Here is an 18,718-nt window from a genome sequence, read left to right as displayed (position 1 = left end):
CAGTTTCCCTAAGCCACACTTTTAATGCCTTTTTAAGCTTGTATTTCGTCCAACGCTTCTATCGCGAGTCTTAGCTCTGTCGGGTCTGGGACGCCTGAGAACTTTCGTGAACCAACATAAATGGTTGGAACAGAGGAGATACGAGCCTCTTCAACCGCATGTTTCAGCGCCGTTTGGTGGTGCTCTAAGTAGGTTCCATTTGATAAAGCTTCAAGAACCTCATCTCTCTCCATGCCAATCTGGCTGGCAATATCGGCAAGAACATCTGGCTCACCAATATCTCTTTCCTGTTGGAAAAAAGCCTTCATAACGGCAACTGAAAATTCGTCCCCTAGACCCACTTGCTCTGCCAGTGCAAACACTTGGAAAGCTTTGTCTGTTCTCGGTTGAGGAGAAATTTCAGGGAGTTTCAACGCCACTCCTAACTTCGCTGCCATTGGGTACACAGAACGCTCCCAAATTTCTGGCAAATATCGGTCTTCCGTTCTTAGTGTCGGTACTGGAGCGGGCCTTAATTCAAAAGGACGCCATTTGATTTCAACATCTAATCCCTGAATGACCTTGTTAATCACGTGATCTGCAAGCAAGCAGTACGGGCAGACGTAGTCGGTATAAATCTGAATTTGCTTTTTCATAAAATCGACCTGTTCTCATTAGAAGACGTTGGTTTTCTAGCCTGCGGAACCGTACCTGACTCCGTCACCATGTTCGGGTGGTGGGCATCAACCAAATCGATCAATTGTTGGTAGTTTGGCTGTTCAAACCGAATCGGTTCACCGATGTAATTCATGGTGCCGCCGTCGCTATATGGCTGCGCAAGCGCATCGCTAAAGCCATCAAACTCAAGTGTTTCTAACCCATACAACTTGCACAGTAAGCTATTAAACACCGGGGAAACTTTAAGCCACTTACCGTCAATTTTGACTTCGTTGTACCAATGTAAGAATACTTCTCCACCGACTAGGTCCTGCAGCTCAGGCGTTGAGATATGGTTGTTCACCCGATTGGCGACGATACGACATTCAATACCTTGAGAATGACAGGTGGCAGCGTAAAGAATCGCCTTGTGCAAACAAAAACCTATACCTGCTTTGACAATAGAGCTCGCTCGGAGACCCTTCTCACTGATGTCTGTGTTGAACACCATGTACGCAATTTTGTCTCGCACTGCATAGTAGAGTTTGACCGCGGTCTCTCGCTTGTTGAGTTTCTCTGAACCTAACGCTTTTTGCACAAATGACTGCACATCAGGATGCTGATAATTAAACACGGCCTCACTCTCAGAATGTTCAGCTACTTTGAGGGTTTTCTTAACATTCGGCACGCGAATCTGGTTGCTCTCTGATCGCTTTTTACTTTGAGTTGCTACCCCCAACATCGCGGCGATTCGCCCTCGTTGGATATCATTTGTTCCCGAATAGATTGGCCCTGACAGTGCGTTACACACCTCCTCGCCAAAACCATTTGACGCGACATAACCGTATCCACCGTGAATGTGAAGTGCATCGACCGATGTCGCCAAAGCGTTTTCGCTAACGAACACTTTAGCGATAGCCACTTCACTCGTAATGTCCTTGTTATCAATCATTTTTTCAGCAACGTGGTAAAGCCACTGACGACTCAGTTCATAGCGGATTTTCATGTCTGCAATTCGGTTGGAGACCGATTGAAACGAACCAATAGGGCTATCAAATTGATGACGCGAGTTCACGTAGCTGACACAGCGATCTAAGCGACGTTTCATCTCCCCCACATTGAGCATAAAGGCAAAGAGAATTTCTCTTTGCATCACATGACTGAGAACGAAAAAACCAGCTCCACGTCGGCCAATCATATTGGCTTTGGGAACACGACACTCTTCCAGTGTCAGTTCACATAGAGGAGAAGTATGTAGGCCCACTTTCTCCATCTCTTTCCCAAGGCGCACACCTTGAGTTTTGGTATCAACTAAAAACGCGGAAACACAGTCTGCTGTACTCGAATCACTGGTTTTTGCGTATACAACGATAACGTCAGCGATGCTTCCGTTAGTGACAAAAGCTTTGTGTCCGTTGAGCACATAGTCATCACCCTCTTCTCTCGCCGTTGTCGTCATACTGAGTGCATCCGATCCAGCTTGCGGTTCGCTGATGGCATGAGCACCGATCAGACGACCTTTGACTAACGATTCCATAAACTCATGTTTAAGCTCCTGCGAGCCAAACTTATTCAGAGCGGTAATCGTGCTCGCTAAATGCGTAGCCACTGAGAAGCTCAGGCCGGAGTCTTTACATATTTCTCCCAGCCGTTCTAAGCCGTATAAGGTCGAGAGCACGGATTCACGCTTGTCGATAACACTACTGACTGCTCGCTCAAATATCCCAGTTCTGGCAATTGCTTCCCATTTATCACGCGGAAACCGTCCGCTACTGGCTTCATTTTCTAATTCATGTATCGCGGCATCGATGAAACTTCTCGCACGCTTTTTTATATTTTTATCCTGACGTTGCATTTTGCGTCCTTTAGAAACTGTTATTGGACAATCAAATTAGTACTGTGAAAATCCATCAGCACTTAGCTGATGTTTCTCTTGGCCAGTTAATGGAGGGTTGAATACGCTGACTAGATGTAAGTCGTCACTTTCATCAGCAATCAGGATATGTGGATCATTCTCATCAAGTGCGTAGATTGCACCCGGTTCAATATCATAGATTGTGCTGCCATCGGCTGAAATCACTTGCCCCTTGCCGCTGATGCAATAACAAGCTTCTAAATGGCGACGATACTGAAGACGAGACTCACTACCCGCCTCTACAACGGTGTGACAAACCGTAAAACCCATCCCATCTTTCTCAGTGAGTAGTCGAAAGCTTGAACCATTGCCCCACTGAACACCTTCAAGTTCCTTTTTATTTCGATGTATCATTTTTTGCTCCTTCAAATACGTGTTGTTTGGATTTAGCGTTTAATGCAAAGCTAAGCTGTTAGCGGTGCATGTTCATGAATAAATTGTTCAATGCGTTCGATCGAACTGAAGTCTTCAGGTGCGATTTCAATATCACCGGTTGGTATCTCAAACTCTTCTTCTAGCCAGGCCACAAGTCGAACAAGAGACAAGCTATCAATGACGCCTGTCATAAGAAGATCACAGTCTTCAGGCAACGTCTCAGCAGCAATATCAGGGGCTAGCTCCCCGCAGATGTAGTTTTTGATCTCGGTACGGTAGTTCATGTTTTTCTCCTATAGGTTTAATGTGTGAGCAATTTTTGTTCGGTCCGGCTTCCCTGTAGATGTTCTAGGCAGGGAAGTTTTACTAACGTGAAAACGAGATGGAATAGACGTTCTGGGAAGATGCTTGGCGCACAGCAGACGCAGGGACATCCCATCGAAATCCTGTTCTGAATTACAGTGAACAACGGCGTGAAGTACTGAGCCCGCAACCTCATCTCTCACCGCCAATACAAGTGACTCTTTGACCTGCTGCGAAAGGTTAATGACATGTTCGATATCCTTTAAATTAGTGCGCACGCCTCGAACCTTTACAATGAAATCAGTTCGACCAATCAATGAAATCTCTCCACGGTCACTGACGGAAACCCGATCACCCGATTTGTAGAACCATCGGTTATTGGCTTCATCAAAATAGAAAGCCTGACTCGTTTTGTCTGACTCGGTGTAGCCAAGGGACATGAAAGGCGTAGAAGTATGCAGTTCCCCTTCACCTGCACCGTTAAGCTCAAAACCTTCATCATTAACGATCTTAAAAGTTGAGCCTTGAATAGGTATTCCCAAAGGAAGTACTTCTAGCTGATTGATCTCTATAGCATCGGCACTAAAAACAAATGAGTCATTGGTTTCCGTACAACCATAAATATTGTGGAAGCGGGAAGAGGGATAGTATGCCGCGACTTGCTCTCTCAATGATTTCGTCGTGACGTCCCCCGTGAACACAATATGTTCAGGTGAATACACGCTTGACTCTGCCTGACTATCCTGGCAAAGCAACGTATAAAGCATAGGTACACCTTGTATAAGGTTTGGTTGAGTTCGAGAAACTAAAGCTTTGAGATAAGAAGCCTGCGTTGCTTTTTCCTGACTCACCATAATCACGCAAGCCCCGAGCATCAGTGGCGCCCATACTTCCAATAGGCTCAAATCAAAGTTCAGTGGTGCGTAACTCAAAACCTTGGATTCATTGCCAAGGCTAAAGAATTCTTCTGACCAGTTAACAAATGCATCGATTCCGCTTTGAGTTAAGCGAACAACCTTAGGAACACCAGTTGACCCTGATGTTGTGAGCATTAATGCCACATCTTTATCGTCCTCAGCATGAGGCGCTCGCTCAAAATCCCAGGACCCAACAACTGAAACCTTGCCTTCGACTTCACTTATCACCAGCTCACAGCAGACAGCGGCTTTTTGATAAATGTGAGGTTTAACTTCACTACCCAAATCTTTAGAAATCAGTAATGGAGTGCAGCCCTTTTGACCAAGAGCCACGCACAAAGCCACATTTGCAACAGACTTTACCGCAGACACAGCAACAGTTACCTGAATAGGGACCTTCAGTCGGACCAATTCTTGTTCGGCACGCTGAACAAGCTGATCAAATTGGCGGTAACTCCATGTTTTATCTTCAGTAACAAATGCCGTGCTTTCTGGATCTTTTTTCACTTTTTCCGATAGCGCTGACACAACCCTCGCCAGTTTCATGACTCTTCCTTGTCTAATAACATTAACTTGCATGTGCAAGCATATTATTAATCAGCGATAATCATGTCAACATGCTTGCACATACAACATGTTTGATATTTAGAATGAAAATTATGTGTTTTTATTACTAGAACAAGAGGTTAATCGACAAATATATATAAATAGGTTATATGAAACAGTTCTTTATAATGATGATTTTGAATTTAATAAAATAAATCGATGCAATGAAACGCCTAAAATGAGAACTTTATAAAACACTAAATATGTGAAGAGTTTCACAATAATCTGTTCTACTGCTATAATTCGGTCTTACAAATTAAATGCATGTACATATTTATATAAGCAAATAACAACAAATCGGTAAGGGTGACGCCTCACCAACGACGAAGAGGTCCTCAAATGAAAACGCAATTTCTTCTCTGGCAAAAACTGAAAATTGTCATCGACAGCGTTGAAGCCCAGATAGCGAAAGAGCTACAACAAAAACATGGGTTAGGTATTACAGAGTACCGAGCGCTAAGCTTGTTAATTGAGGCCCCTGATTCAGAACTAAGAATGCAAGAGCTCGCTAAATGCTTAGGATTGAATCAAAGTTCCGTCACCAGACTCGTAGAAAGACTCGAAAAAGGCGGCCACACTATCCGTGATTTGTGCCCAAAAGATAAGCGAGGCGTTTACACCGTATTAACTGGCAAAGGCCGAGAGGCTCAAACCTCAGCAGAAAAAGATTATGCTGAATTCCTTAACAATGCGCTGAGTGAAGCAGCTCTGACCGAAGACAATGCCGAAATAGTGCAAGGCCTGCGCGAGATGATCCAACTGTAGCGACACTGGAATATCCCCTCTCTTTTACCCTCGCGAAGGTTATGGCAGCACCGTCAAAAGCAAGGATCGCTGCCTGCCCATAAAATACTCTGCTTATACAGCGTTGGCCTCTCTAATGAGGAGAGCAAATCACCATTGAGGCTTGACACATTTCATTAGACCTCTACTTAATCTTCCTTCCATTATTTACTCAATTATTGTTAATAAACCAGACTCACTTTCGTTTGAACTAGCATTCTGTTACCCTTCTCCGGAAAATTTATTTCGAACTCTAAATAATTAGCGAGGATTAATGAGTAGTACTAAGGATAGGTATAGTATTGAAAATACCGATTATACCGTCGGTCAGGACAACGTTCAGAAATGGGGTTTTGACGTTCACAACCCAGTTTTTGGTGCCAGTGCGGGCCTGATCATTGTCTTTCTTGTCGCCCTTCTTATCGCCGATCCTACCGTTGCAAAATCCACTATTGATGGCGTAAAACTGCAAATCATCGAGTCATTTGACACGCTGTTTATGTGGTCAGGAAACGTGTTCCTGATTTTCTGTATTGGTCTGGTTTTATCGCCGTTTGGTAAAATTCGTATTGGTGGCGTCGATGCCAAACCTGAGCACTCCAACCTTTCATGGATCGCCATGCTATTTGCCGCTGGCATGGGTATCGGCCTGATGTTCTGGGGCGTTGCGGAGCCAGTTGCTTACTTCACTGGTTGGTTTGAAACACCACTAGGTGTCGAGCCATACACTGAAGAAGCAGCAAAAGTGGCCCTAGGTGCAACCATGTTCCACTGGGGTCTACACCCATGGGCGATTTACGCAGTGGTCGCGTTAGCGATGGCCTTCTTTGCCTTCAATAAAGGTCTGCCACTTTCTATTCGCTCGGTGTTTTATCCGATTCTGGGTGATCGCACTTGGGGTTGGTTTGGTCATATCATCGATATCCTTGCAGTGCTAGCGACACTATTTGGTCTTGCAACCTCATTGGGTCTAGGCGCTCAGCAAGCCGCGAGCGGTATCAGTCATGTGTTTGGTATTGATGGTGGTCTCGGGTTGCAGTTGGGAGTAATTGCATTTGTCACCAGCCTAGCTGTTGTGTCTGTTGTCCGTGGTATTGATGGCGGCGTAAAAGTGTTGAGTAACACCAACCTGATTGTGGCCTTCGCCCTATTGATGTTTGTGATCATTGCAGGTCTGGCGACGGCGCTGGGTACCATTCCAACAACACTGACTGGCTATGTGGAAAATATGCTCCCACTGAGTAATCCATATGGCCGTGAAGACGAAGCTTGGATGCAAGGTTGGACGGTATTCTACTGGGCTTGGTGGGTATCTTGGTCACCATGTGTCGGTATGTTTATCGCCCGTATTTCAAAAGGCCGTACCGTACGCGAATTCCTTTCTGCAGTTATCCTAATTCCAACGGCTATTACCCTAGTCTGGATGTCCGCATTTGGTGGTATCGCGATTGAGCAAGTTGTCAATCAAGTGGGTGAACTGGGCCAGAACGGCCTGACTGATATTACTTTGTCACTGTTCTACGCCTTTGACGCCATGCCAATGGGAACACTGCTTTCAGTAATCTCTATCGTATTGATTATGGTGTTCTTTATTACCTCATCTGACTCGGCGTCACTTGTTGTCGATAGTATTACGTCAGGCGGAAAAGTGGATGCACCGATTCCACAACGTATTTTCTGGGCATCGGTAGAAGGTGCTATCGCAGCAATGTTGCTTTGGATTGGTGGTACAGAGGCCATTCAAGCGCTTCAAGCAGGAACTATCTCAACTGGCTTACCATTTACTGTGATTCTGCTGACCATGTGTGTCAGCCTATTGATGGGTATGCGTACAGAGCTTCAACATCACAAGCTCAGCTACGCGTAGTAAGTGATACCAATAAAAAAAGGCCGCTCAGTGAGCGGCCTTTTTACTTAATGAAACTCTTAGAACTTAACTTGATAGTTCAATGTGTACGTGCGGCCGCGACCTTTGTAGTCATAGATAGGAGAATCTCCATACCAGTAAACGGCTCGTTGAGCCCACGTAGTCAGATAATCTTCATTCAATAAGTTTTTAATTCCGAAACCAAGGCTACCGACAGGAAGCTGATAGTTACCCACGAGGTCAACCACGGTATAACCGTCAAGTTTGCGATTGTCAGCATCGGTGTAATCAAACGTGGTCAGGCTTTGCAGCTTCACGTTGTAGTCGTACTCATACCAGCCAACCCAAGCACTCGCCTTAGAAGTACTAGCTTCGGTGGCTGCATAGTCTTCCCAACCATTATCCGTTTTACCTTCAGAAATAACATAGTGGCCAGAAGAGCCTAACTGAAGATTGTCCGTTGCCCAGTAGCTAATCTGCGCTTCAGCGCCGTATACACGCTTGGCATCTTTAAGCCCCTTAATTGTCTGGTCATCCGCATATTCGATCGATTTATTCGAATGTGAATAATAAAGTGCACTTTGCAATGATAGGTTATCTAGGTCAGTTCTATAACCAATTTCATAACTATCGGTCTTAATGCCATCAAGCTGCGTATCATTGACATTTATGTCCGCACTTTTGCCATAGCGCTTAGCAGGATCAGCAAGATCAAAGCCTTGAGCGAAGTTAGCCCACACTTGTGAAGATGGTGTTAGATGATAAATAGTGCCTACATTAAACAAGCCTTCCGAATAGTCTGTTTCACCACCAGGAACGAAGTCAGAGCTAGCATTTTTCTGGAAATCAGCAACTTTAGTATTCATGTACTGATAACGATAACCACCTTGCAGCAACCAATCAGGAGTAAGTGAATACTCTGCCTGAACGAAACCTGCCAACACTTCGGTGTCTACACCAGGATATTTGCCTTCAATGGTATCAATCACATTGACCATACCACCCGATCCTTCAGTAATCGTAGTGTTGTAAACCGCTTCATTGCTCGTCAGCTTATCTATAAAACCATCAGCACCGTACGTCACATTGAAAGATCCATAAGCTTTATTAAGAGCAACTTTTAATGATAATACTTCCGTATTCTGGGCTGATGACCTTAATTCTAAGCTGTCGGCGCCATCCTCAGTATATGGTGTGAAGGTGTTATCTTCTTTTCTGTATGAGAGCTCTGAAATAAGGTGATGATTAAGAAAATTAGCATGACTATATTGAGCACTTAACATGATTCGCTCTGTACCTTGCTGACGATCAGCCGAGTAACCATCACGCACTTCAACAAACTGATATTTTCCGTTACCGTCTTCTTCAAAATACAGACCATATGGCGAGTCTTGCTGGCTATCGTAGTACTGTGCTAGCAAGTTTAGGTTTTGGTCTTCAGCAAGATTGATCTGCAAAGTACCCAGTAGGTCAATCGTCTCATTAAACTGAGTAGAGCCTTGGGAAATGTCTGGCGTCACGATTGTGCCATCAGCGTCATAGTAGCCTTGAGTTTTGGTGTAGGCAACCGATGCTCGGCCTTGCACTTTCTCGTTTCCTCCTGCGACAGATTGCGCCAGTTTGTAGTCGAAATCTTCACTTGAATTCAGACCAGACGTACCGCCAACAAAAGACTCAAACTCTGGCACTTCGCCCTGCGCTTTTTTGGTGATGATGTTGATTACACCACCACTCGCACCAGCACCATAAATTGAACTTGCACCGGATAACACTTCAATTCGTTCTATATTAAATGGGTCTATTGAATCTAGTCTGCGGCTGATCGAACGAACAGACTGTAGAGACACGCCATCAATCATCACCATGATACTGCGGCCACGCAAATTTTGACCTTGATGCGTACGACCGCCACTGCTGACATCAAGCGAAGGAATCGTCGCCGCTAGGATTTCATCCAAGCTTTTACCACCGCGATACTCTTGCTCGATTTGCTCGGCATCGATGTACCAGACAGTACCCGGGATCTCACTGATCGCTTTTGGTGTTCGGCTGGATACCACCACCATTTTTTCTTGGGTCGTGGTGTATTCTTCAGCATTTGCTACTGAAGCAACGGTTGATGTTGCTGCTGCCACTGCAATTGCAACTAGGCTAAACGGGAATGCCCCTTTATTGAGTTTCATGTTTATCACTCTGTTTATAATTAAATCAAAAGCGCTATAAGAACGAGAATAGTACTCACTAACACTTTCATTTCCATCTTTATATAAAACTCTTATCGGTATAATTATTTATATAAATCAGTCATATGTAATTTACTCACGTTGTTGTCCTCTCCTCTCAAGCCGAGAGTAGTTGATGAACTTTTGAAGGTGTCGTCCATTCAATCATGCCCTTTCCGGCATCAAGGTCGTAGAGGGGTTCTTGCGCTAAGCAGTTGATGATTCTTGCGCTTCGCCACGCCATCAGGCTCAGCTGAGGCTCTGCAATGCCGTGAGTGTGCATACCTGCATTAACGGCGAAAATCTTGTTGTTTGCAGAACCGCTCCACTTGAGTTCAAAATCAGGACTCATCTTGTAGCGCTGCTGCTCGTCAAGTTCCAACAATGGCAGAATCGCATCGAGACAGGCGGGATAAGGTGACTGAAAACCGGTCGCCAAAATCACAATATCAGCATCGTGTGCTTCGGATTGCGAGCTAAGCGCATTGGCTGTCTCCAATTCAAAGCCTGATTGGAGTTCGTACATTCTGTTAAGCGTACGGTGAGGTAATAGGCGCACCCACTTATCTTCTTTTAAAACATCAAACCTGTAGTAGAGCTCCTGATAAATCTCCAACAAGGATTTCTGCGTTACGCCATCAGACGTAAGCTTTTGCGCCTGTACTTCTGCTTGCCTCACTTCAGGTGCTAAACCGACAAAAGCATCAACGTAATCTGGGGTAAAAAACTCATTGGTAAACGCCGCTTCATCCAGAGGTTGGAAATTTGATCGTCGTGAGATCCAGTCAAGAGAGGCGACCTTACCCCACTTGCCTCTTAGTACATTAAGGAAAATGTCTGCCCCACTCTGACCACCTCCAACAATTGCAACGCGCTTACCGTTAAAGTCACGTTGGCGCAGGCCAATTTCAGCCGCATGGAACACGCGCTCACCAATATAGGCTGTCGCGCAATCTGGAATAAACGGCACCTTGCCAGTCCCAATGCATAGGTTCTTCGCCGCCACTTTGCCCTGACTGGTGTGCAGTTCAAAATGGTCACCCGTGAACTCAACATGCTCGATACGCGAAGAGAACTGCACGTTATCTAACTGATGGGCCACCCATGCGAGATAATCAGAAAATTCGTGACGACTAATGCAGCTCAACTCAGCAGATAGAAAACGGTAGAACTTTTTGTTTTTAACTAAATAGGACAGAAACGAGTAAGGGTTCTCTGGGCATACCGCGCTGACCAGATCCTTGAGAAACATAGTCTGCATATTAGTGTTATCAAGCAACAACCCAGGGTGCCACGAAAAATGCTCCCGACTTTCAAAGAATCGGGCATTGATATGGTTTTTCTGAGCCAATAGTGCGGCAACACTGAGATTAAATGGGCCAGCTCCAATGCCAGCCAAATCAAGTATGGTGTCGTTAGTGCGTTCCATATTGAACGTTCCTTAGTTGTTATTAAACCAAGGCTTAAACAAGCATTAAGCCTTATTGCAGCTCTGTGGCTACTTCTTTATTTGCTGACAGATGGAGTGGGTTATCGAGCTGTTCGTCCATATCCGGCAGCATTCTTGAGGAGCTCGAATCCGTGTTGTGTCTGAACTTGGCGAGGTTAAGGCCAATTCGAAGTATTCTGGGCTTAAATAGATCAAAAGATCGGAAGCGCTCTTCCAGTTCTGGAAGCGCTCCTGCATAACTACGAATGCGGTTTCCAAGTATCTGGTAGAAGGTTTCCTCGCTGACACCGATTTGCTCCACCAGCGGAGAGATAAAGCGCAAGACCGTCACGAAATGTCCGGTTTGAAGATCATGAATGATTAGCTCTTCGGGTAATCGCACCGTGACTTCTTTTACTGAGTCAGACAATGAATCCTGTTCAGGGTAATGCTTGTCGACCAAGCGCATATCGCCTTGGAAGTCTTTAAGAAGGATTCGCTTTGGTAGGGAATCTTCCATTACCAAGGTGACGTTCTGACCATGTGCAATCAGAGAAACGCCATACTTGCACAGCAGATGGTAGTAAGGGATCACGACCGCATCGAACAGCTGGCTGAGCCATGACTCGATAGACACACCCGATGCGCGAATGTACTCGCTAATCAAAGATGCACCTTGGCAGTCCGTCTCCATCAAGGCTGCCATTAGTATCGCGCTTTCGCCTTGTTTGAGCTTAGAGATTGCCGACTCTCGCCAGATCACACCAAGCAGCTCATGATAACGATATGGCGCGTGTTGCAACTGCGCATAATCATGTTGAGCGGCAAATGCCGCTGCGGGCTCTTGCAATACTTCGGCTTGCTTTTCCAGCAATATTGGATCGCTTTGGAAAACAGAATGGATCCAGTCAGAAGCGCTAGGGCCTGCTAGAATATAACGCCCCGGAATACCGCGATAGCAGGAAGTATTCATCACCGTTAGCGGCAGTTTAATATCGAAATTCTGCGGACGGGTGGCATTACTCAGCGTACGTAAGGAAAGCTGAGGAAGAAACAGATCACCAAACTCACCCAGATAAATCAACTGCTTGCAGGCCTGTTCACGAGTAAATAGCAAAGCAAGTTTGTTGTGCCATTGCCAAGGGTGGACAGGCACAAAATGGTAATCAGCAACATCTTGATCCAATCCGGAAATCACCGATTGCATTTGGTCAATGTCAGCCTTGTTGACTGCGCTTTCCACCAGTTGGCCCCAATTGACTTCTTGATTGGTCGATACTTGAAGAATATCGTTGTGTACAGCGACCCAACCCAACTGAAAAGCTTGCTGAGATTCAGGTGCATAGCGCAGCAAGTCCTCACTCCCCCAGCCTCTTCTACCTTTGTTAAATGCAAATTTTGGGTGACCTTCGAAATAAGATTGCTGCTCTTCACACGACATTAGACTCAAATCTTTAGCCGTTATCGATGCCTTGCGCGCCATTAACTGACAATCACTCCACAAAGTTGCATTGAGGTCTTCAAGGTGCTCTGCCATGGCTTCATCTGGCATCTCAAGCAAAGCCTGAATGTCGCGCATAAACAGTGCTGCACTAAGCGGTTCTTGTTCACCATTTCGTGATGTGCGAGCCAGTGATTGCGGCTCAATCACGATTTGGCCCCAGATGTTTTCCTTTCCATCAAATTGATAGGTAGTGCCGTTATCAAGCTCAAGCACGAAACCTTGCTCTACACGGTGGATCGAAAACGCCTGCTCGTAACCAAATTCACTGATGAGCTTGGCAACCATTTTGAGGTTCGCAATGTGCCAATACTTGTGAAGTGCGGATTGTGTCATCACCATTGCTCCTCAAAGAATCGATCACGATTGAGCATTAACAACGCGGAACGTTTGTGAGGAAAATTGAATTCCATACATTTGTCATAGCCAAGCGGCAAAATGCGCTTGAATAGCCTCTGATTGTCGTGGCGAGGTTCAAGAACAATACGCTGAGTTCTGGCGTCATCAATAAAGAGATAGTGACTGATTGCTCTCATCCAGCAATCAAAATACTTAGGCCCACGAAAACTTTCTTCACCGACCAACAAGTGGATACCGCGGTCAAAACTTTCGACCGGATAATACGGGCTCAATCGATCTTCAGCGACCCAGTAAGCTTCGATGTAACCAAAAGGCTGGCCGTTGAACTCCGCTATCAAGGGGATAATATGCGGATCAGCTAGGCGCTGCTGAGCAAACTCAGCCAGTTTCTCTCGGCTCCATGCTTGCTCCCAAAATTCGGCCACACGCGGATCGTTCATCCAAATCGTAAAGTTATCGAGGTCTTTCTCCAACGTAAAAACACGAAAACTCACTGTTAATTCAGACTTAGCGTCATAACGCTGGTAAACCAAACCTTCCGGCATCGGTGGCCTCTGCGGGTGATGGCGATATCGGCTATCCGTCTGGACCTGAAGCAATGGATAGCGATCGGAAGGCTTGTGCTTTAGCCAGTTAAATTGGCTCTGATAGAATGCGGCGCGCTTTAACGTACAGTCAGTAAAGATAGGCAACTTCTGCTTAACTTTGTGCCAGACATTGATGTCCTGACATTCGATCTCAACAGCCAAAAGCTCAACATGCTGGCTAAACAAAGCATCCAGTTCATCCACCATCAAAGACAATAAATCAGCTTGGTTTAAGTCACTATCTTGTATAGCGATAGTGACTTTAGGCAGGCTATCAGGCTGATAAGTTACGGTGCGAAACTCATGCATGGCTGGTCTCCTTAACGCGAACTAACGGGTTAGGTAAATCGAAATAGATCACCGCAGGATCAGGAATAGAGTTTTCATTGAAGTTCTGCAGGTAGCAGAAGAAGTTGCCCTTACAACATAAGGACTGGCTTTCCAATACATAGCGCAAACACTGATCATCTCGAACCCCTGCGTCTAATAAACGACGGAGATGTTGATGCAGGATAGCCACGAGTTCCATCTCCTCAACTCCACATTGGGCGGCTAAGTTGCTGATGACGTTGTACGAGGAATTAATGATCAGATAGTAGGCGAAATAGCGTCTTACCTTGTCCTGATCCCAATAATTCTCAACATCTCGCTTGGCTTCTTTTAGCTGCTCACCAAAAAGTTCAAAAGCAAGATCGGTATAGCCTGTTCCTTGGCAGTCTCGGTAGTACATTCCGATTGGAAAACCATTCTCCAACTGCATGACTATGTTCTGCTGATGGGCGAGAAACACTACACCAAAGTTAGCTTGCAGATGAAACAGAGGCACCACTGTGTGTCGGCAGTAAGCGTCAAACCAATTTGTTGCCGCATGTTTCACATCAATGTTTTGTGTGCGGGCATATTCACTAACGCGGTTCGCCAAGAGATTTGCCCCACCATACGGGTTTTGTTGGGTCAAGGTTGCCAGTACGACGGCTTCTTGATCGGGCTGGGTGGCTAATGGGTTATCACGCAATGCGACAAGGCTTTCATCAATCACTTCACCGTTTTGATCCACTAAGCCAAGGAATGCAGGCTCCTGCATTAATTGGAAACCCGCCCCATCGCCAAGTGTTTCCTGCAGTGACGAGTGCTGGAAAAGATCATTCAATCGCGTACCACGTACGACTTCTTTGAGTGACAAATTGCGAATGGAGTTAGTCAGCTTCACGCTGAGAGAAAACTTCAGCATGTATGGTAACGACGGGGAATACAGCGAACGTGTCGACGATGTTGGATACCACTGTGCGCCCAACTGACCTAGCTGACGAATTTTGCCCTGCTGCGAATATTTCTGAATGCTTGGCAGCTCTTGCATCACTTGCCACTGCCAAGGGTGAGCAGGCAACAGCGTCTCGCCATCATTCAGTCGACCTTCAAGCCCATGGCACAAAGCTCCATCTTGTGAGACTAACGCCTGCAATCGCTGCGATAACGTAGAATCAGCAGAGCTATCGCCAATCAGCACATCTTCGCTAACCGCCAACCAAACTAAAGCAAAATGACCACCAAACTCTGGAGAGAACTGCTTCGCGTCTTCAAAACTAAATTGTTCACGACTCTTTGGTGCTGGGTGGAACGAGTGGCCAACCAAAAGACTCTGCTCTGCTTGAGTAAAGTCCAGCCGCTGTTCAAACAATTTAGATCCATTCGGATGATTCTGCGCAGCCAGATACGTATTGTGGTAGCTCTCAGTCACACGCTGGGTGAATATCGCTTTCTGCTCTTTGCTGAGCAGCCCAACTAAGGCAGGCTCATCAAGCACTAACGCGAGCAACTGAGAAAACCTAATAGGTTGAGAAACATCGGTTGCCTGGTCATTCAACATGGCTGGAAAGAGGTATTCGTGACCTCCAAGTGAAGAAAAGTGACTGAGCTTAATTGAAATACTTCGTTCACCGGACAAGGGAATGTTGTACAAGGTAACAGAGGAGTTATGCTCAAACTGAATAAGCTCACTTTCGCGCGCAAGGGCATTAAGAAAGCATGCAGCGGGAACATCATTAACTGCTTCGAAAGGGGGGATCTGATCGTTTAAACGATTCATTAGATATCTCGATTTCCATATAACTGACATCGAGAACGATAAGAATTCTTATTTTCGTTAACAAATAAAATTAACTAAATAATTAAAATAGCCACCTCATTAATATAAAAATATCAAAAAAATCTGTGCCGTATACTCATTACAAAGTTGGCACAGCTTTAGTCCAGTAAGGCTTAGCGAGTGGTTTGAACAAACTAAACCACTCGCACCAACAGCATTACTTTCTCATCAGATATAGGAAGTAGGCTCCGCCTAAAATCGAGGCTAGTAAGCCTGCGGGGAATTGCCATGGGAACCACAGCGTTCGACCGATCCAGTCCGCCATCACCATCACCACTGCACCGATAAGCGCAGCGGTAATTAGTTGATTCTTGGCTTGATATTGATTGAGTGATCTCGCCATATGCGGCGCCAACAAGCCAATAAAACTTAGCGGGCCAATAACAATCGTACATAGCGTAGTAATGGCCGCAACTAAGATCAGCAACAGCAAGCGAACCTTGCGACAATCAATACCAATGCTGCTGGCGGTAATTTCGCCAAGGCCAATCAGTTCAATCCAGCGATGAGCCAGTAATGCCGCTCCGCCAAGTACAGTCACACCCACGAGCAACAGGCCAATATCGTAACTTGAAACCAAATAAGTAGAACCGGAAAGCCAGGTAAGTAGCGCGCGGACATTGTCCTGCCCTGACGTCATTGCGATGCGCAAAAAAGCATCCAAGCCAGCACTAAGTGCAATACCAGTCAGCAAAGTCTGAGTAGGTGCAAAATTGTGTTTACGACCGAACAACCACACCAGCCCAGTCACCAGCAATGCGCCGCTTGTACCAAGTAGCATTTGCTCATGGCGCTCAACCGCAAAACCCAGCATAGCTCCGAGAACGAGTGCCAAGGCTGCGCCTGAACTGATACCGAGAATTTCAGGGCTCGCCATTGGGTTGTTTGATACGCGCTGAATGATGGTTCCCGCAAACGCCAAACCAATACCTGCAAGTAAGGCAACAAACACGCGTGGCAGGCGGAGTTCAAGCACCGCCATCGAATCAGCAATCGACCAGCCCGTCTGATTCTTACCGACAAGTATCCCTACCACAACTGCGACAACAAGCACAATCACCAAACCGGATACGACTTTGAGTAAGCTGCGATGGCGATACTGCTCAACCACCTCATCACGGGCTTTGAGGTCCGATTGTAAGGATTTACGTTGCAATAGCCAAAGCAGGAAAGGCGCACCCAGTAACGCGGTCATCGCGCCGGTTGGCAGTAGCTCACCACCCACTCCGGAGAAAGGCTGAATACTCAAGTCTGCGAGTAGCAACATGGTCGCGCCGACTAAACCACTGATAAGAATCTGCCAGTGCAGCGCTCTCGCGCCTAACATTCTTGCCAGTGCTGGAGCGACGATACCGACAAAACCAATCAAACCGACTTCACTGACAACCGCCGCGGTCACAAAGATTGCCAGAGTCAGGCACGCCACTTTGATTTGTTTGACGTTCACACCCAGTGATGAAGCAACCCCATCGCCAAACTGCAATGCTGATAATGGTCGTTGCAAGACAAGCAACAACAGGGTTGGGATAATCACTAAAGGCAATAAAGTCGTGACACTCGACCAATCATTCTGATTCAAGGTGCCCGCACCCCAAACAAATACGCTGGTTAGCTGCTGCTCGTGTAACAGCAATAGCATGGTGTTGAGCGCACCAAAGAACAGGCTGACCACCATACCGGCCAACACCATATGAACTGGCGAAAAGCCTCGTTTAGCACTTAGAGCAAACACCAGAAAAGTCGCCAGACATCCACCAATAAAGGCCGGAATAAAACCAGCAACACTCATTCCAGCAGGTAGGAGAAGTATTCCCAATACCATGCCCAGTTCTGCGCCTGCCGCAACGCCTAACGTAGTGGGTGAGGCAATCGGGTTACGCAACACAAACTGCATCACACAACCTGCAATTGCCAGCGCAAAACCGCAAATGACGGCAATCGCCAAACGCGGCAGGTAAGTCAGGTGAGTGATCAGGTGTTGATAGTTTGCCGCATCATAGTGAAACACCGTATCCCACAACAGAGACCAGCCTTGTGAGTAAGGGGCGGTAATCTGTACTAGCCAAACAAGGGTTGCCAATAACAAAAACGCCACTAAAGGCGTTTTTAGATTTATCGCAGCACGACGTTCAGTCTGCGTTTGTGTCACGTTCATTATTTATCGCTGGTCAGTTGTTCTGTGATGTGGTCACTGAACCTTTGTGCAGCAATCAGGCCGCCGAAAGTCCAGATAGCCGGTAGCTCATACACGGAATCGGTACGAGTGAATTCCATCGCCTGCCACAGCGGCGATTGGGTCAATTGCTTACGCTCATTGTCTTTTAAAGGACCAAAGATCATTAGGTTTGTTTTCTGATGCTCAGCTAACTTCTCAGTCCCAGCGGTGGTGAAGCCCCACATATTGGTTGTTTCGCGCCAATCGTTCTTCAGACCCATCTTCGTAATCGTCGACTGTGCAAGCGAGCCATCACTATGAATTCGTAGCGTTTTATCGTTAATAAAGCGGATGAACATCAAAGGTTTCAGATCCGCATTTGCCGCTTTTATCTTGTCACCATTGGTTTTAAGACGAGCCGTGGTTTGCTCAATTACCTTTTGTGCTTGCTGCTCTTTGTTGAAAAGCTTGCCAAGAGAACGGGTGATGCTCTCTGCCGATGCAAGCGGTGTTTTTGCATCGCTGTAGACGGTATAAACCAGAACTGGTGCAATCTGCTCTAGCTGCTTGTAGGCAGGGGCAATGTGCTCACTAATCAGGATCACATCAGGTTTAAGGTCAGCAATCAGCTCCAGATTTGGCTCGCGGCGAGAGCCAACATCAATGACATTTTTATTCAGCTCAGGTTGTGCCACCCATGTATTGTACCCTGCCACATCGGCAATACCTCGCGGCATAACACCAAGGCTTAATACGGTTTCAGTTAATGCCCAATCAAGCGCGACAACCTTCTTTGGTGCCTGATCAAAAGAGGCAACCCCGAGCTCGTGTTTGATTTCGAATGCATTCGCGGCAAAGGCTAGAAAAGAGGTCAAAAGTATGATGATTCGTTTCACAAGCGGATTCCTCAACGATC

14 protein-coding genes are annotated in these 18,718 nt (G+C 46.2%); 2 read left to right on the top strand and 12 right to left on the bottom strand.

Going from position 1 to position 18,718, the window contains the following annotated elements; genetic code table 11:
- Positions 1–32: 32 nt before the first annotated feature.
- From FIU99_RS22655 to FIU99_RS22635, 5 genes are read right to left on the bottom strand one after another with little or no spacing between them, the layout of a single operon-like run.
- Positions 33–635, bottom strand: a complete 603-nt coding sequence (locus FIU99_RS22655; protein ID WP_019276344.1) for a DsbA family protein — start codon at positions 633–635, stop codon at positions 33–35.
- Positions 632–2,491, bottom strand: coding sequence for an acyl-CoA dehydrogenase family protein (locus FIU99_RS22650; RefSeq protein ID WP_006961635.1), 1,860 nt, complete (start codon positions 2,489–2,491; stop codon positions 632–634). The genes FIU99_RS22655 and FIU99_RS22650 overlap by 4 nt, the downstream gene beginning before the upstream one ends.
- A 36-nt stretch (positions 2,492–2,527) precedes the next feature.
- A complete protein-coding gene (locus FIU99_RS22645) occupies positions 2,528–2,905 on the bottom strand; it encodes an ectoine synthase (RefSeq protein ID WP_006961648.1) in 378 nt (125 codons plus the stop codon).
- Between the two features lie 50 nt (positions 2,906–2,955).
- Positions 2,956–3,210, bottom strand: a complete 255-nt coding sequence (locus FIU99_RS22640) for an acyl carrier protein (protein ID WP_006961650.1) — start codon at positions 3,208–3,210, stop codon at positions 2,956–2,958.
- Between the two features lie 9 nt (positions 3,211–3,219).
- Positions 3,220–4,692 carry an AMP-binding protein gene (locus FIU99_RS22635; RefSeq protein ID WP_006961652.1) on the bottom strand — a complete coding sequence of 491 codons (1,473 nt, stop codon included), beginning with the start codon at positions 4,690–4,692 and terminating at the stop codon, positions 3,220–3,222.
- Between the two features lie 399 nt (positions 4,693–5,091).
- Here FIU99_RS22635 and FIU99_RS22630 point away from each other — a divergent pair, with 399 nt between their 5' ends.
- On the top strand, positions 5,092–5,517 hold the full coding sequence (locus FIU99_RS22630) for a MarR family winged helix-turn-helix transcriptional regulator (RefSeq protein WP_006961654.1): 426 nt from the start codon (positions 5,092–5,094) through the stop codon (positions 5,515–5,517).
- Between the two features lie 292 nt (positions 5,518–5,809).
- Positions 5,810–7,402: a BCCT family transporter gene (locus tag FIU99_RS22625; RefSeq protein WP_006961656.1), complete on the top strand. Its 1,593-nt coding sequence runs from the start codon at positions 5,810–5,812 to the stop codon at positions 7,400–7,402.
- Between the two features lie 59 nt (positions 7,403–7,461).
- Here the strand turns inward: FIU99_RS22625 and FIU99_RS22620 are convergent, their stop codons facing one another.
- The 7 genes from FIU99_RS22620 to FIU99_RS22590 all read right to left on the bottom strand — a co-directional run bounded on the left by FIU99_RS22620 (position 7,462) and on the right by FIU99_RS22590 (position 18,698).
- On the bottom strand, positions 7,462–9,585 hold the full coding sequence (locus FIU99_RS22620) for a TonB-dependent receptor (protein ID WP_152472560.1): 2,124 nt from the start codon (positions 9,583–9,585) through the stop codon (positions 7,462–7,464).
- 157 nt (positions 9,586–9,742) lie between these two features.
- Positions 9,743–11,053: a lysine N(6)-hydroxylase/L-ornithine N(5)-oxygenase family protein gene (locus tag FIU99_RS22615; RefSeq protein WP_006961660.1), complete on the bottom strand. Its 1,311-nt coding sequence runs from the start codon at positions 11,051–11,053 to the stop codon at positions 9,743–9,745.
- 52 nt (positions 11,054–11,105) lie between these two features.
- Complete coding sequence (locus FIU99_RS22610; RefSeq protein WP_006961661.1) at positions 11,106–12,890, bottom strand: IucA/IucC family siderophore biosynthesis protein; 1,785 nt, start codon at positions 12,888–12,890, stop codon at positions 11,106–11,108.
- Positions 12,890–13,810, bottom strand: a complete 921-nt coding sequence (locus FIU99_RS22605) for a GNAT family N-acetyltransferase (protein ID WP_006961662.1) — start codon at positions 13,808–13,810, stop codon at positions 12,890–12,892. The genes FIU99_RS22610 and FIU99_RS22605 overlap by 1 nt, the downstream gene beginning before the upstream one ends.
- Entirely contained in the window at positions 13,803–15,587 is a 1,785-nt protein-coding gene (locus FIU99_RS22600; RefSeq protein WP_006961663.1) for an IucA/IucC family siderophore biosynthesis protein, read from the bottom strand. Before FIU99_RS22600 ends, FIU99_RS22605 begins: the two co-directional genes overlap by 8 nt.
- A gap of 217 nt (positions 15,588–15,804) precedes the next feature.
- Positions 15,805–17,802, bottom strand: a complete 1,998-nt coding sequence (gene fhuB / locus FIU99_RS22595) for a Fe(3+)-hydroxamate ABC transporter permease FhuB (RefSeq protein WP_006961664.1) — start codon at positions 17,800–17,802, stop codon at positions 15,805–15,807.
- Complete coding sequence (locus FIU99_RS22590) at positions 17,802–18,698, bottom strand: ABC transporter substrate-binding protein (RefSeq protein ID WP_006961665.1); 897 nt, start codon at positions 18,696–18,698, stop codon at positions 17,802–17,804. Before FIU99_RS22590 ends, fhuB begins: the two co-directional genes overlap by 1 nt.
- Positions 18,699–18,718 lie beyond the last annotated feature (20 nt).

This window comes from Vibrio sp. THAF64, from assembly GCF_009363455.1.
GTDB lineage: Bacteria > Pseudomonadota > Gammaproteobacteria > Enterobacterales > Vibrionaceae > Vibrio > Vibrio coralliilyticus.
Note: the sequence above shows the minus strand (reverse complement) of the source record. Positions and strands in the feature narration are given on the sequence as shown.